13 protein-coding genes are annotated in these 14,125 nt (G+C 69.5%); 12 read left to right on the forward strand and 1 reads right to left on the reverse strand.

From position 1 onward, the window contains the following. Positions 1-37 precede the first annotated feature (37 nt). Positions 38-1,402, forward strand: a complete 1,365-nt coding sequence (locus OHS81_RS20065; RefSeq protein WP_328386099.1) for a geranylgeranyl reductase family protein — start codon at positions 38-40, stop codon at positions 1,400-1,402. 197 nt (positions 1,403-1,599) lie between these two features. On the opposite strand, the gene OHS81_RS20070 is transcribed toward OHS81_RS20065, so the two are convergent. Further along, positions 1,600-2,400, reverse strand: coding sequence for a C40 family peptidase (locus tag OHS81_RS20070; RefSeq protein ID WP_328386100.1), 801 nt, complete (start codon positions 2,398-2,400; stop codon positions 1,600-1,602). Between the two features lie 726 nt (positions 2,401-3,126). Here OHS81_RS20070 and OHS81_RS20075 point away from each other — a divergent pair. From OHS81_RS20075 to nuoK, 11 genes are read left to right on the forward strand one after another with little or no spacing between them, the layout of a single operon-like run. Then, entirely contained in the window at positions 3,127-3,486 is a 360-nt protein-coding gene (locus OHS81_RS20075) for an NADH-quinone oxidoreductase subunit A (protein WP_006604811.1), read from the forward strand. 9 nt (positions 3,487-3,495) lie between these two features. Continuing rightward, the gene (locus OHS81_RS20080) at positions 3,496-4,050 is read left to right on the forward strand and encodes a NuoB/complex I 20 kDa subunit family protein (protein ID WP_030074638.1); all 555 of its coding nucleotides are present in this window, start codon (positions 3,496-3,498) and stop codon (positions 4,048-4,050) included. Then, positions 4,047-4,811 (forward strand): NADH-quinone oxidoreductase subunit C, encoded by a 765-nt coding sequence (locus OHS81_RS20085; protein WP_328386101.1) that lies wholly within the window; start codon positions 4,047-4,049, stop codon positions 4,809-4,811. The genes OHS81_RS20080 and OHS81_RS20085 overlap by 4 nt, the downstream gene beginning before the upstream one ends. Beyond that, positions 4,811-6,187 carry an NADH-quinone oxidoreductase subunit D gene (locus tag OHS81_RS20090; RefSeq protein WP_328386102.1) on the forward strand — a complete coding sequence of 459 codons (1,377 nt, stop codon included), beginning with the start codon at positions 4,811-4,813 and terminating at the stop codon, positions 6,185-6,187. Before OHS81_RS20085 ends, OHS81_RS20090 begins: the two co-directional genes overlap by 1 nt. A gap of 35 nt (positions 6,188-6,222) precedes the next feature. After that, positions 6,223-7,080: an NADH-quinone oxidoreductase subunit NuoE gene (gene nuoE, locus OHS81_RS20095; protein WP_328391282.1), complete on the forward strand. Its 858-nt coding sequence runs from the start codon at positions 6,223-6,225 to the stop codon at positions 7,078-7,080. Beyond that, the gene (gene nuoF, locus OHS81_RS20100) at positions 7,080-8,462 is read left to right on the forward strand and encodes an NADH-quinone oxidoreductase subunit NuoF (RefSeq protein WP_328386103.1); all 1,383 of its coding nucleotides are present in this window, start codon (positions 7,080-7,082) and stop codon (positions 8,460-8,462) included. The genes nuoE and nuoF overlap by 1 nt, the downstream gene beginning before the upstream one ends. Further along, on the forward strand, positions 8,459-10,990 hold the full coding sequence (locus tag OHS81_RS20105; RefSeq protein WP_328386104.1) for an NADH-quinone oxidoreductase subunit G: 2,532 nt from the start codon (positions 8,459-8,461) through the stop codon (positions 10,988-10,990). Before nuoF ends, OHS81_RS20105 begins: the two co-directional genes overlap by 4 nt. Beyond that, positions 10,987-12,372: an NADH-quinone oxidoreductase subunit NuoH gene (nuoH, locus tag OHS81_RS20110; protein WP_443058734.1), complete on the forward strand. Its 1,386-nt coding sequence runs from the start codon at positions 10,987-10,989 to the stop codon at positions 12,370-12,372. Before OHS81_RS20105 ends, nuoH begins: the two co-directional genes overlap by 4 nt. Further along, entirely contained in the window at positions 12,365-12,955 is a 591-nt protein-coding gene (gene nuoI / locus OHS81_RS20115) for an NADH-quinone oxidoreductase subunit NuoI (RefSeq protein WP_328386105.1), read from the forward strand. Before nuoH ends, nuoI begins: the two co-directional genes overlap by 8 nt. Further along, the gene (locus OHS81_RS20120) at positions 12,952-13,821 is read left to right on the forward strand and encodes an NADH-quinone oxidoreductase subunit J (protein ID WP_328386106.1); all 870 of its coding nucleotides are present in this window, start codon (positions 12,952-12,954) and stop codon (positions 13,819-13,821) included. The genes nuoI and OHS81_RS20120 overlap by 4 nt, the downstream gene beginning before the upstream one ends. Further along, a complete protein-coding gene (gene nuoK / locus OHS81_RS20125) occupies positions 13,818-14,117 on the forward strand; it encodes an NADH-quinone oxidoreductase subunit NuoK (RefSeq protein WP_018090964.1) in 300 nt (99 codons plus the stop codon). Before OHS81_RS20120 ends, nuoK begins: the two co-directional genes overlap by 4 nt. Positions 14,118-14,125 lie beyond the last annotated feature (8 nt).

Raw genomic sequence — 14,125 nt, forward strand, 5'->3', positions numbered from 1 at the left:
TTCTGATCACCACGGTCCCCATAGACTGACGTGCCCGGTGCCGGTCGGCACCCGAAAATCCAGATTTCGACTTCCGGGAGACAGCACCGTGACCGAGTCCGCGTCCGTGACCGATTCCGTGACCAGCGCCCGCTCGGAGCACAGCGCGGACGTGATCGTCGTCGGTGCCGGGCCCGCCGGCTCGGCGACCGCCTACCACCTCGCCAAGTCCGGTCTGGATGTGCTCCTTCTGGAGAAGACCGCCTTCCCGCGCGAGAAGGTCTGCGGCGACGGGCTGACCCCGCGCGCCACCAAGCAGCTGGTCGCGATGGGGATCGACATCTCCGAAGAAGCGGGCTGGCTGCGCAACAAGGGCCTGCGGATCATCGGCGGCGGCTCCCGCCTCCAGCTCGACTGGCCGGAGCTGGCCTCGTACCCCGACTACGGGCTGGTCCGTAAGCGCGACGACTTCGACGAGCAGCTGGCCCGGCAGGCGCAGAAGGCCGGGGCCCGGCTCCACGAGCGCTGCAATGTGGGGGCGCCGATCATCAACGAGCTGACCGGCCACATCACGGGCGTGCACGCCAAGCTCGGCGAGGAGAAGACCCCGGTCACCTTCCACGCCCCGCTCGTGGTCGCCGCCGACGGCAACTCCACCCGGCTCTCGCTGGCCATGGGGCTGCACCGGCGTGAGGACCGCCCCATGGGCGTGGCCGTGCGGACGTACTTCACCTCGCCCCGGCACGACGACGACTACCTGGAGTCCTGGCTGGAGCTGTGGGACCGCCGCGGCGCCCAGGACCGGCTGCTGCCCGGCTACGGCTGGATCTTCGGCATGGGCGACGGGACCAGCAACGTCGGCCTCGGCATCCTCAACTCCAGCTCCGCCTTCAAGGAGCTGGACTGGCGCGAGATCCTCAAGGCGTGGTGCGCCTCGATGCCCGCCGACTGGGGCTACACCCCGGAGAACATGACCGGCCCGATCCGCGGCGCCGCGCTCCCCATGGCCTTCAACCGCCAGCCGCACTACACCAAGGGCCTGCTGCTGGTCGGTGACGCAGGCGGGCTGGTCAACCCGTTCAACGGCGAGGGCATCGCCTACGCCATGGAGTCCGGCGCGATCGCCGCCGAGGTCATCGTGCAGGCGCACGCCCGCGCCACGTACGCGCAGCGCGAACTGGCCCTGCAGCGCTACCCGAAGATCCTCAAGGACACCTACGGCGGCTACTACTCGCTGGGCCGCGCCTTTGTGAAGCTCATCGGCAACCCCAAGGTCATGAAGATCGCCACCCAGCGCGGTCTGACCCACCCGCTGCTGATGCGCTTCACCCTCAAGATGCTCGCCAACCTCACCGACCCCACGGGCGGCGATGCGATGGACCGCATCATCAACGGCCTGAGCAAGGTCGCGCCGAAGGCCTGACCCCCAGGGCGTCATCAGGCTTCACGGGGCTCCGGCGCCGGGCGGGAGCCCTGGTGCCGGCCCCGGTCGGGGACGACGCCACGGACGGTGGGGACGCACACGACGCACACGACGCACACGACGCACACGCACCAAAGGGCCGTCCCTCCCGAGCGGCGAGAGGGACGGCCCTCATGGGGCACTGAGGGTGCGGTGGCTCAGAGGACGCGCACCGCGCCGGTCGGCATGTCGTAGTCGAGCGGGCGCTCGACGATTCCGGTGCTGGAGTTCTGGGCGCCGATGAACTTGCCGCCGCCGATGTAGACGCCGACGTGGTAGGCGCTGCCCGCGCTGCCCCAGTACAGGATGTCGCCGACCTGGAGGTTGTCCAGGCCGACCTGCTTGCCGGCGGTGGACTGGTCCTGCGACACCCGCGGCAGGTCGATACCGACCTGCTTGAACGCGGCCTGGGTCAGGCCGGAGCAGTCGTACGCCGAGGAGCCGGTGGCGCCGAGCACGTACGCCTTGCCGAGCTGCGCCTTCAGGAAGCTGACGAGCGTGGCCGTGCTGCCGGTGGCGCTGGACGACGACGGGGCGGACAGGGTCGAACGCTCGGAGGAGCGCGAGGCACGGGCCTGCGCGGCCTCCTTGGCCTTACGGGCTTCCTCGGCCTTCTTCTTCGCCTCGGCCTTGGCCTTCTTCACGGCCTCGGCCTTGTCCTTCTCGGCGGCCTTGGAGGCCTTGGAGAAGGCACTGTCCTGGAGAGCCTGGCGCTCGTAGTTGAACGCGACCTGCTCGGCGGTGTCGGCGCTCCTGGCGGCGCTGGTGGCCAGCGCCGTCGTGATCGTCGGCATCTCCTGGGTTTCGGAGACGGGCTTCTCCGCGGCGTTGGCCGGCACGGTGGCGCCGGTCACCGCAAGGGTGAGGAAGCCACCGGTCACGCCCGCGCGCAGCGCCCGCGAGGACGCGGAAGGACGGCGGGGCTTCCGGTGGCTGGGTATGAGTGCGTTCGGGGACATGGCAATAACGGCTATCAGGAGCCACAGGTTGCTGCCAAGAAAGGTGCAGTGCGCCACACTTGACGTGTACGCGGCGAATAAAACGGACTTTTGACCGCCCGGCGACCCGGCGACGGGATGTCCGAATTTCGCGATCATGTTCCTACGCATGGCATTTGCTGCTCGGCGCGGGGGCGGTGGGCGCCTATCACTTCCTCATCCGCCACGCCAAGGCTTCCCGGGCGTCAAGCACTTAGTGCTGGAAATAGCGTGGGATAGGTCACTCTTGAGTGTCCGTTATGTTCCCGTGACCTGGCGTCGGGCCGGGCGCTCGTGAATCGATGCACGTACCGATGATCACGGTCCGGTCACGAGCGGATCGCACCTGCGGGCCGCCGCCGTATAGCAGTTGACCGCACCCGGCGCCAATTTGCCTGTATCGGCCTTCGCTTGATAGTGGCAACCCCGCCCTGACCAGCGGTAACCCATGCGAATGTCACCTCTCGTGATCACTCGCGCGCTTCACGTATGAAGATCACCGCTCATCCGACTTCATGATCCTTCGCCGGGTGGTGGAGATCACAAAGACGTTCGTCACTCCCGTGTCGCAGATCACAGACCGACGGGCATAAGATGCTGGCGGTTCGGGCTTGTGAACTGCCTCACATGTGCACGGTCTCCATGGGGCAGCCGGCGGGCCCGGGCGGACCGCCATCCAGTCATCGTCGACTGAAGGGAGCGAGGACGGTGAACGCTTACGCGCCCATCCTCGTACTGGGAGCCCTCGGGGCAGGCTTTGCGATCTTCTCCGTCGTGATGGCCACCCTCGTCGGGCCCAGGCGCTACAACCGGGCCAAGCTCGAGGCGTACGAGTGCGGAATCGAGCCGACGCCACATCCGTCCGGTGGCGGTCGCTTCCCGATCAAGTACTACCTGACGGCGATGCTCTTCATCGTCTTCGACATCGAGATCGTCTTCCTCTACCCCTGGGCCGTCACCTTCGACGCCCTGGGGCTGTTCGGGCTCGTCGAGATGCTCCTCTTCGCGCTCACCGTCTTCGTCGCCTACGCCTATGTCTGGCGTCGCGGCGGCCTGGAATGGGACTAGGGGGCACACATGGGACTGGAAGAGAAGCTGCCCAGCGGCTTTCTGCTGACCACTGTCGAACAGGCCGCGGGCTGGGTGCGCAAATCATCGGTCTTCCCCGCGACCTTCGGGCTGGCCTGCTGCGCCATCGAGATGATGACGACCGGCGCCGGGCGCTACGACCTGGCCCGCTTCGGCATGGAGGTCTTCCGCGGCTCCCCGCGGCAGGCGGACCTGATGATCGTGGCCGGCCGGGTGAGCCAGAAGATGGCTCCCGTTCTGCGGCAGGTCTACGACCAGATGCCGGACCCGAAGTGGGTGATTTCCATGGGGGTTTGCGCATCGTCGGGCGGAATGTTCAATAACTACGCGATCGTGCAGGGCGTCGACCACATCGTTCCCGTCGACATCTATCTGCCGGGCTGCCCGCCGCGCCCCGAGATGTTGATGGACGCCATCCTCAAGCTGCATCAGAAGATCCAGAACACCAAGCTCGGGGTCAATCAGCAGCAGGCCGCCCGCGAGGCGGAGGAGGCGGCGCTCAAGGCACTCCCGCTGATCGAGATGAAGGGGCTGCTGCGGTGAGCGAGCAGAAGAACCCCGGTGAGCCGAACGGCGAGAACGGCACGGACGAGGCCGTTCCCGCGCAGCGCGACGACACCGGCGAGGCGATCGCCACCCACCGCGGGATGTTCGGCGCCGACAACGGCGGCGACACCAGCGGCTACGGCGGCCTGGTCCGGACCGTCCGGCTGCCCGGCGCGAGCACCCGGCCGTACGGCGGGCCCCGTGGCGAGGACTCCTACGGAGAGTTCGACGAGATCGCCGACGAGCTGGAGGGCGCCCTGGACGAACAGGGCCTGGTCCCCGAGAACGTCATCGAGAAGACGGTCGTGGACCGCGCCGAGCTGACCTTCCACATCGAGCGCAGCTACCTGCCGACGGTCGCCAGGATCCTGCGCGACGATCCGGCGCTGCGCTTCGAGCTGTGTACGGGCGTGAGCGGAGTGCACTTCCCCGGCGACACCGGCCGCGAACTGCACGCCGTCTACCACCTGCGCTCGATCACCCACAACCGGCTGATCCGGCTGGAGGTCTCCGCCCCGGACGCCGACCCGCACGTGCCCTCGCTGGTGGAGGTCTATCCGACCAACGACTGGCACGAGCGCGAGACCTACGACTTCTTCGGAATCGTTTTCGACGGCCACCCGGCGCTGACCCGGATCATGATGCCCGACGACTGGCAGGGCTTCCCGCAGCGCAAGGACTACCCGCTCGGCGGCATCCCCGTCGAGTACAAGGGCGCCCGGATTCCGGCTCCCGACCAGCGGAGGTCGTACAGCTGATGACTACTGCACCGCACTCCCACTCCCCGAACGGCCACCGCACCTCCAGCGACTTCGACACGACGGAGTCCCTGGCCCGGGAGACCACCGAGGGCACCGTCTACAACGTCTCCGGTGGCGACTGGGACGAGATCGCGGCCGCCGCCGTGAAGTCCGACGACGAGCGGATCATCGTCAACATGGGGCCGCAGCACCCCTCCACCCACGGCGTGCTCCGGCTGATCCTGGAGATCGACGGCGAGACCGTCACCGAGGCCCGCTGCGGCATCGGCTATCTGCACACCGGCATCGAGAAGAACCTCGAATTCCGGACCTGGACGCAGGGCACCACCTTCGTCACGCGCATGGATTACCTCACCCCCTTCTTCAACGAGACGGCCTACTGCCTGGCCGTGGAGAAGCTGCTGGGGATCACCGACCAGGTCCCCGACCGGGCCACCGTCCTCCGCGTGCTGCTGATGGAGCTCAACCGGATGTCCTCCCACCTCGTGGCGATCGCCACCGGCGGGATGGAGCTGGGCGCCACCACGATCATGATCTACGGCTTCCGCGACCGTGAGCTCATCCTCGACCTCTACGAGCTGATCACCGGCCTGCGGATGAACCACGCCTACATCCGGCCCGGCGGCCTCGCCCAGGACCTGCCTCCGGGCGCGGTCGACCGGGTGCGCGAGTTCGTGAAGACGATGCGCAAGAACATCGGCGAGTACGACAAGCTCGCCACCGGCAACCCCGTCTTCAAGGGCCGGATGGAAGGCATCGGCTATCTCGACCTGGCCGGCTGCATGGCCACCGGCGCCACCGGGCCCATCGTGCGCGCCGCCGGACTGCCGCACGACCTGCGCAAGACCCAGCCGTACTGCGGCTACGAGACCTACGACTTCGAGGTGCCGACCGCCGACACCTGCGACGCGTACGGCCGGTTCCTGATCCGGCTGGAGGAGATGCGCCAGTCGCTGCGGATCGTCGAGCAGTGCCTGGACCGGCTGGAGCCCGGCCCGGTGATGGTCGCGGACAAGAAGATCGCCTGGCCCGCCCAGCTGGCCCTCGGGCCGGACGGCCTGGGCAACTCCCTCGACCACATCAAGAAGATCATGGGCACCTCGATGGAGGCCCTGATCCACCACTTCAAGCTGGTGACCGAGGGCTTCCGGGTCCCGCCGGGGCAGGCGTACGCGGCCGTCGAGTCGCCCAAGGGCGAGCTGGGCGTGCATGCGGTCAGCGACGGCGGCACCCGCCCCTACCGGGTGCACTTCCGCGACCCGTCCTTCACCAATCTCCAGGCCATGGCGGCGATGTGCGAAGGCGGCCAGGTCGCCGACGTCATCGTCGCCGTCGCGTCCATCGACCCCGTGATGGGAGGCGTCGACCGGTGAACGCCACCGAGGCAAACCATGACGTGCAGCTGGGGATGCCCGCACTCCCCGCCCCCGACTACCCGGTGGACGTACGGGCCCGGCTGGAGGCGGACGCCAAGGAGGTGATCGCCCGCTACCCGGGCGCGCGCTCGGCGCTGCTGCCGCTGCTGCACCTCGTCCAGGCCGAGGAAGGGCATGTCACCCGCACCGGCATCCGCTTCTGCGCGGAGATGCTGGACCTCACCACCGCCGAGGTCACCGCGGTCTCGACCTTCTACTCCATGTACCGCCGCAAGGCGAGCGGTGACTACCAGGTCGGGGTCTGCACCAACACGCTGTGCGCGGTGATGGGCGGCGACGCCATCTTCGAGGACCTCAAGGAGCACCTGGGCGTCGGCAACGGCGAGACCACCGAGGACGGCGCCGTCACCCTCGAACACATCGAGTGCAACGCGGCCTGCGACTTCGCCCCGGTCGTGATGGTCAACTGGGAGTTCTTCGACAACCAGACGCCACAGTCCGCCCGGCAGCTCGTCGACGACCTGCGGGCCGGCCGGAGCGTGCGGCCCACCCGCGGCGCGCCGCTGTGCACCTTCAAGGACACCGCCCGGATGCTCGCCGGCTTCCCGGACGAGCGGCCGGGCGCCGTCGAGGCCACCGGCGGAGCGGGCCCCGCCTCGCTGATCGGGCTGCGGCTCGCCAAGGGCGAGGCCGTCCCCGGCCGCGGCGCCGACCACGTCATCGCGCCGCGCACCGCCGAGACCACCGACGCGACCGGCGGCGAACCCCCGTCCGGCCACCCCGCCGAGGAGCCGCCCGCCGGGCACCCCAGCTCCCACGACGCACCGCAGCAGACCGCGGCCTCGGACGACCAGCATCCGGCCGGACCCGCAGCAGAGGAGGGGGAGTGATGACCGTGGCTGCCGAACACGGGGGTGCCTCCCGGCCGGAGGCCGGCGGGGAGACCAACCCCGAGAAGCTTCTGACGCCCGTCCTGTCCGCCTTCTGGGACCAGCCCGAACCCTGGACGCTGGAGACCTACCGCCGGCACGAGGGGTACCAGGGCCTGCGCAAGGCGCTCGCCATGCCCCCGGACGACGTCATCGCGTACATCAAGGACTCCGGGCTGCGCGGCCGCGGCGGCGCCGGCTTCCCGACCGGGATGAAGTGGCAGTTCATCCCGCAGGGCGACGGCAAACCGCACTACCTCGTCGTCAACGCCGACGAATCGGAGCCCGGGACCTGCAAGGACATCCCGCTGCTCTTCGCGAACCCGCACTCCCTCATCGAGGGGATCGTGATCGCCTGCCATGCCATCCGCTCGCACCACGCCTTCATCTATCTGCGCGGCGAGGTCGTGCCCGTCCTGCGGCGGCTGCACGAAGCCGTGCGCGAGGCCTATGCGGCGGGCTTCCTCGGCAGGAACATCCTCGGCTCGGGACTCGACCTGGACGTGATCGTGCACGTGGGCGCCGGCGCGTACATCTGCGGTGAGGAGACCGCGCTGCTGGACTCGCTGGAGGGGCGTCGCGGACAGCCCCGGCTGCGTCCCCCCTTCCCGGCGGTGGCGGGCCTGTACGCCTGCCCCACTGTCGTGAACAACGTCGAGTCCATCGCCTCGGTTCCCGCGATCATGAACCGGGGCAAGGACTGGTTCCGGTCCATGGGCAGCGAGAAGTCCCCGGGTTTCACGCTCTACTCGCTCAGCGGCCATGTCGCCCGCCCCGGCCAGTACGAGGCCCCGCTGGGTGTCACCCTGCGCCAGCTGCTGGACATGAGCGGCGGAATGCGCCGCGGCCACCGGCTGAAGTTCTGGACGCCGGGCGGCTCCTCGACGCCGATGTTCACCGACGAACACCTCGATGTCCCCCTGGACTACGAGGGCGTCGGCGCGGCCGGCTCGATGCTCGGCACCAAGGCGCTGCAGTGCTTCGACGAGACCACCTGTGTGGTGCGGGCGGTCACCCGCTGGACCGAGTTCTACGCACACGAGTCCTGCGGCAAGTGCACGCCCTGCCGCGAAGGGACCTACTGGCTGGTGCAGTTGCTGCGCGACATCGAGGCCGGCAAGGGCCGGATGGACGACCTCGACAAGCTGAACGACATCGCCGACAACATCAACGGCAAGTCCTTCTGCGCCCTCGGCGACGGCGCCGCCTCGCCGATCTTCTCCTCGCTGCAGTACTTCCGCGAGGAGTACGAGCAGCACCTCACCGGCAAGGGCTGCCCCTTCGACCCGGCCAAGTCGACCCTGTGGGCCGACAACGACGCTCACCTGGGGGTGAATGCATGACCGTCACCACAACGGGGTCGAACAGCGGCTCCGCCGCGGGCCCTGCCGGGGGCGGCGAGGCCGCGGTCCCGCCGGAGGACCTCGTCACCCTGACGATCGACGGCATCGAGATCTCCGTCCCCAAGGGGACGCTGGTCATCCGTGCCGCCGAACTCCTCGGCATCGAGATCCCGCGGTTCTGCGACCACCCGCTGCTGGACCCGGCGGGCGCCTGCCGGCAGTGCATCGTGGAGGTCGAGGGCCAGCGCAAGCCGATGGCCTCCTGCACCATCACCTGCACCGACGGCATGGTCGTCAAGTCGCAGCTCACCTCGCCGGTGGCCGAGAAGGCCCAGCGCGGGGTGATGGAGCTGCTGCTGATCAACCACCCGCTGGACTGCCCGGTCTGCGACAAGGGCGGCGAGTGCCCGCTGCAGAACCAGGCGATGCAGGTCGGTGACCCGGAGTCGCGCTTCGAGGGCAAGAAGCGCACCTTCGCCAAGCCGGTGCCGATCTCCACCCAGGTGCTGCTGGACCGCGAGCGGTGCGTGCTGTGTGCGCGCTGCACCCGTTTCAGCAACCAGATCGCCGGCGACCCGATGATCGAGCTGGTCGAGCGCGGCGCCCTCCAGCAGGTCGGCACCGGGGAGGGCGACCCCTTCCAGTCGTACTTCTCCGGCAACACCATCCAGATCTGCCCGGTCGGCGCGCTCACCTCCGCCGCGTACCGCTTCCGCTCCCGCCCCTTCGACCTGGTCTCCTCGCCGTCGGTGTGCGAGCACTGCGCGGGCGGCTGTGCGACGCGTACGGACCACCGGCGCGGCAAGGTCATGCGGCGGCTGGCGGCGAACGATCCCGAGGTCAACGAGGAGTGGATCTGCGACAAGGGGAGGTTCGCCTTCCGTTACGCGCAGCAGCGCGACCGGCTGGAGCAGCCCCTCGTACGCCACCCGGAGTCCGGTGAACTGGAGCCGGCGAGCTGGCCCGAGGCCCTGGAGGCGGCGGCCCGCGGGCTGTCCGCCGCCAAGGGCCGCACCGGAGTGCTGACCGGCGGCCGGCTGACGGTCGAGGACGCCTACGCCTACGCCAAGTTCGCCCGGATCGCGCTGGACACCAACGACATCGACTTCCGGGCGCGGGTGCACAGTGCCGAGGAGGCCGGCTTCCTGGCGTCCCGCGTGGCCGGGCGCGGCCGGGACCTCGATGGCAGCGGCGTCACGTACACCGGGCTGGAGCAGGCGCCGGCCGTCCTGCTGGCCGGTATCGAGGCCGAGGAGGAGGCGCCCGGTGTCTTCCTGCGGCTGCGCAAGGCGCACCGCAAGAGCGGCCAGCGCACCTTCGGGCTGGCCGGTTACGCCTCCCGCGGGCTGATCAAGGCGGGCGGCACGCTGCTGCCGGCCGCGCCCGGCACCGAGACCGAATGGCTGGACGCGCTCGCGGGCGGCGTCGGCCTGGACGGTGAGGGGCAGGCGGCGGCCGAGGCGCTGCGGGCCGACGGCGCGGTGATCGTCGTCGGCGAACGGCTGGCGGGTGTCCCCGGCGCCCTGACCTCCGCCGTCCGCGCCGGCCTGGCCACCGGCGCCCGGCTGGTGTGGATCCCCCGGCGGGCGGGCGAACGCGGCGCCGTCGAGGCGGGCGCACTGCCCGGTCTGCTGCCCGGTGGCCGGCCGGCCACCGACCCGCGGGCCCGCGACGAGGTCGCCGCCCTCTGGGGCGTGGCCGCGCTGCCGCACCGGCACGGCCGGGACACCGGCCAGATCATCGAGGCCGCGGCGACCGGCGAGCTCGGCGCCCTGCTGGTGGCGGGCGTCGAGGTCGCCGACCTGCCGGACCCGGCCCGTGCGCTGGCCGCCCTGGACGAGGTCGGCTTCCTGGTCAGCCTGGAGCTGCGGCCCTCGCAGGTCACCGACCGGGCGGATGTGGTCCTCCCGGTGGCGGCCGTGGTCGAGAAGGCCGGCACGTTCCTCAACTGGGAAGGCCGGGCGCGGCTGTTCGAGGCCGCCCTCAAACCGGACCAGATGGCCCGCCGGCATCTGCTGTCCGACGCCCGGGTGCTGCACATGCTCGCCGACGCCCTCGACGTCCATCTGGCGCTGCCCGACATCCGCTCGGCGCGCCGCGAACTGGACCGGCTCGGCGGCTGGGACGGCCCTCACGCGGACGAGCCCCGGGAGAGCGGACGCCCGCTGCCCCGCCCCGAGCCCGGCGAGGCGGTCCTCGCCGGACACCGGCTCCTGCTGGACCAGGGGCTGCTCCAGGAGGGCGACGAGGCGCTGGCCGGCACCCGGCACGCCGCCGTTGCCCGGCTGTCGCAGATCACCGCGCAGGAGACCGGGGTCAAGGACGGCGACCTGCTGGCGGTCACCGGACCGGCCGGCGCCATCCGCCTGCCGCTCCAGGTCACGCCGATGCCCGACCGGGTGGTGTGGCTGCCGCTCAACTCGACGGGCGGTGGCGTCGCCGCCGACACCGGGGCGCAACCCGGTGACCTGGTGAAGATCTCCGCCGTCCCGGGCACCCCGGAGCCGGCCGAGGAGGTGGACGCATGATGCAGCTCGGTCAACTCGCCGCCACCGGAGGCGCGCTGGCGCAGGAAGACCTCTCGATGTTCGGCCGCGACCCGTGGTGGCTGGTCGTCATCAAGGCGGTCTTCTGCTTCGCGTTCCTGATGCTGACGGTGCTGTTCTCGATCGTCTGGGAACGCAAGGTCGTCGCCTGGATGCAGCTGCGCATCGGCCCCAACCGGCACGGCCCCTGGGGGATGCTGCAGTCCCTCGCCGACGGCATCAAGCTGATGCTGAAGGAGGACCTGGTCGTCAAGCGGGCCGACAAGGTGGTCTACATCCTCGCGCCGGTCGTGGCGGCCATCCCGGCCTTCATGGCGATCGCGGTGATCCCCTTCGGCCCGGCCGGCAACGAGATCTCGATCTTCGGCGTCCGCACCCCGATGCAGCTCACCGACCTGCCGATCGGCATCCTCTACATCCTGGCCACGGCCTCGGTCGGCATCTACGGCATCGTGCTGGCCGGCTGGTCGTCCGGTTCGACCTATCCGCTGCTCGGCGGGCTGCGTTCGTGCGCGCAGATGATCTCGTACGAGATCGCGATGGGCATGTCGTTCGCGGCGGTGTTCCTCTACTCCGGGTCGATGTCGACGTCGACCATCGTGGAGTCGCAGCAGAGCAGGTGGTACGTCCTGCTGCTGCCGGTGTCCTTCATCATCTACATCGTCGCGATGGTGGGCGAGACCAACCGTGCGCCCTTCGACATGCCGGAGTCCGAGGGCGACCTCGTCGGCGGCTTCAACACCGAGTACTCGTCCATCAAGTTCGCGATGTTCATGCTCGCCGAGTACATCAACATGGTGACCGTCTCGGCGGTCGCGATCACGCTCTTCCTGGGCGGCTGGAAGGCCCCCTGGCCGATCTCCACGTTCTGGGCGGGCGCGAACCACGGCTGGTGGCCGCTGCTCTGGTTCACGATCAAGGTGCAGCTGCTGCTGTTCTTCTTCATCTGGCTGCGCGGCACCCTTCCCCGGGTGCGCTACGACCAGTTCATGAAGCTGGGCTGGAAGGTCCTCATCCCGGTCTCGCTGGTCTGGCTGATGCTGGTCGCCACCGTCCGGGCGCTGAAGAACGAGGGCTACAACTTCTCCCAGATCGTGCTCTATGTCGCCGGCGGCGCCGTCCTGCTGCTGCTGATCTCCCTCCTCGTGGACTTCTTCCGGCGCGGGGAGCAGGAGGAGACGGACGGTGACGGGGCCTTCGACCCGATGGCCGGCGGCTTCCCCGTGCCGCCGCTGCCCGGACAGAGCCTGCCACCGGTGCCGCGACGCCGGCCGCGCCGTGAGCGCGAGCTGATTGTCAGTGGCGGGGTGGACACTGTCAGTGACGAAAATGGAAACGACGGAAAGGGGGGCGACGGTGCCTGAGTTCCAGAACCCCGTGGCCGGCTTCGGCGTGACCTTCAAGGCCATGTTCAAGAAGCGGCTGACCGAGCAGTACCCGGAGGAGAAGAAGCCGACGGCGCCGCGTTTCCACGGCCGCCACCAGCTCAACCGCCATCCCGACGGGCTGGAGAAGTGCATCGGCTGCGAGCTGTGCGCCTGGGCCTGCCCGGCGGACGCGATCTACGTCGAGGGCGCGGACAACACCGCCGAGGAGCGCTACTCCCCGGGTGAGCGCTACGGCCGCGTCTACCAGATCAACTACCTGCGCTGCATCCTGTGCGGCCTGTGCGTGGAGGCCTGCCCGACCCGCGCCCTGACCATGACCAACGAGTACGAACTCGCCGACCGGTCCCGCGAATCGCTCATCTACACCAAGGAAGAACTGCTGGCGGGCCTGTCGGAGACGATGGTCGACTCGCCGCACGCGATCTACCCCGGCATGACGGAGAAGGACTACTACCAGGGCCTGGTGACCGAGGCCGCTCCGGGGACCGTCCGTCAGGTCGCGGTCTCCAAGGGCGAGAAGGCCGACGGGAACGCCCAGGGGAAGGAGGCGGACGCATGACCTCTCTCGCCGCCGCGGCCTCCATGACCTCCACCGGAGAGGCCGTGCAGTTCTGGATCCTGGGCATCGTCGCCGTCAGCGGCGCGCTCTGCACGATCCTGATGAAGCGGGCCGTGCACAGTGCCCTCTCGCTCGCCGGGACCATGATCGTCCTGGCGGTCTTCTACCTCGCCAACGGCGCGTACTTCCTCGGCGTCGTCCAGATCGTCGTCTATACGGGCGCGATCATGATGCTGTTCCTGTTCGTCGTCATGCTGGTCGGTGTCACCGCCGCGGACTCCCTCAAGGAGACGCTGAAGGGGCAGCGCTGGCTCGCCGCCGGACTGGGCATCGGCTTCGGCATCCTGCTGATCGCCGGGATCGGCAACGCCTCGCTCAAGGAGTTCAACGGCCTGGGCGAGGCCAACGCCGGCGGCAATGTGCAGGGCCTGGCCGCGCTCATCTTCACCAAGTACGTCTTCGCCTTCGAAATCACCGGCGCGCTGCTGATCACGGCGGCCGTCGGCGCGATGGTGCTCACCCACCGGGAGCGTACGGAGCGCGCCAGGACGCAACGCGAGCAGTCCGAGGCGCGCATCCGCGAGGGCAAGCAGGTGCCGCCGCTGCCCGCCCCGGGCGTCTACGCCCGGCACAACGCCGTCGACATCCCGGGCCTGCTGCCCGACGGCACCACGTCCGAGCTGAGCGTCAGCCCGACGCTGCGGGAGCGCGGCCAGATCCGCGATGTCTCCGGGGAGTCGCTCGCCGAGCTGAAGGCGCTGGAGGAGCGCTCCGAGAACTGGCTGGGCCGGGGCTTTGAGGAGCCCCGGCCCTCGTCGTCCGGTGGCGTGGCGCCGAAGGAGCACAAGGAGGGGGCCAAGAAATGAACCCGGTCTACTACCTCTATCTCGCCGCCCTGTTGTTCACCATCGGTGCGGCCGGGGTGCTGATCAGGCGGAACGCCATCGTGGTGTTCATGTGCATCGAGCTGATGCTCAACGCCTGCAATCTCGCCTTCGTCACCTTCTCGCGGATGCACGGGAATCTGGACGGCCAGATCATCGCCTTCTTCACGATGGTCGTCGCCGCGGCCGAGGTCGTGGTCGGCCTGGCGATCATCGTGTCGATCTTCCGCACCCGTCATACGGCCTCGGTCGACGACGCCAGCCTGATGAAGCTGTAAGGGGTCGC

It is taken from the genome of Streptomyces sp. NBC_00400 (genome assembly GCF_036048035.1).
Lineage (GTDB): Bacteria > Actinomycetota > Actinomycetes > Streptomycetales > Streptomycetaceae > Streptomyces.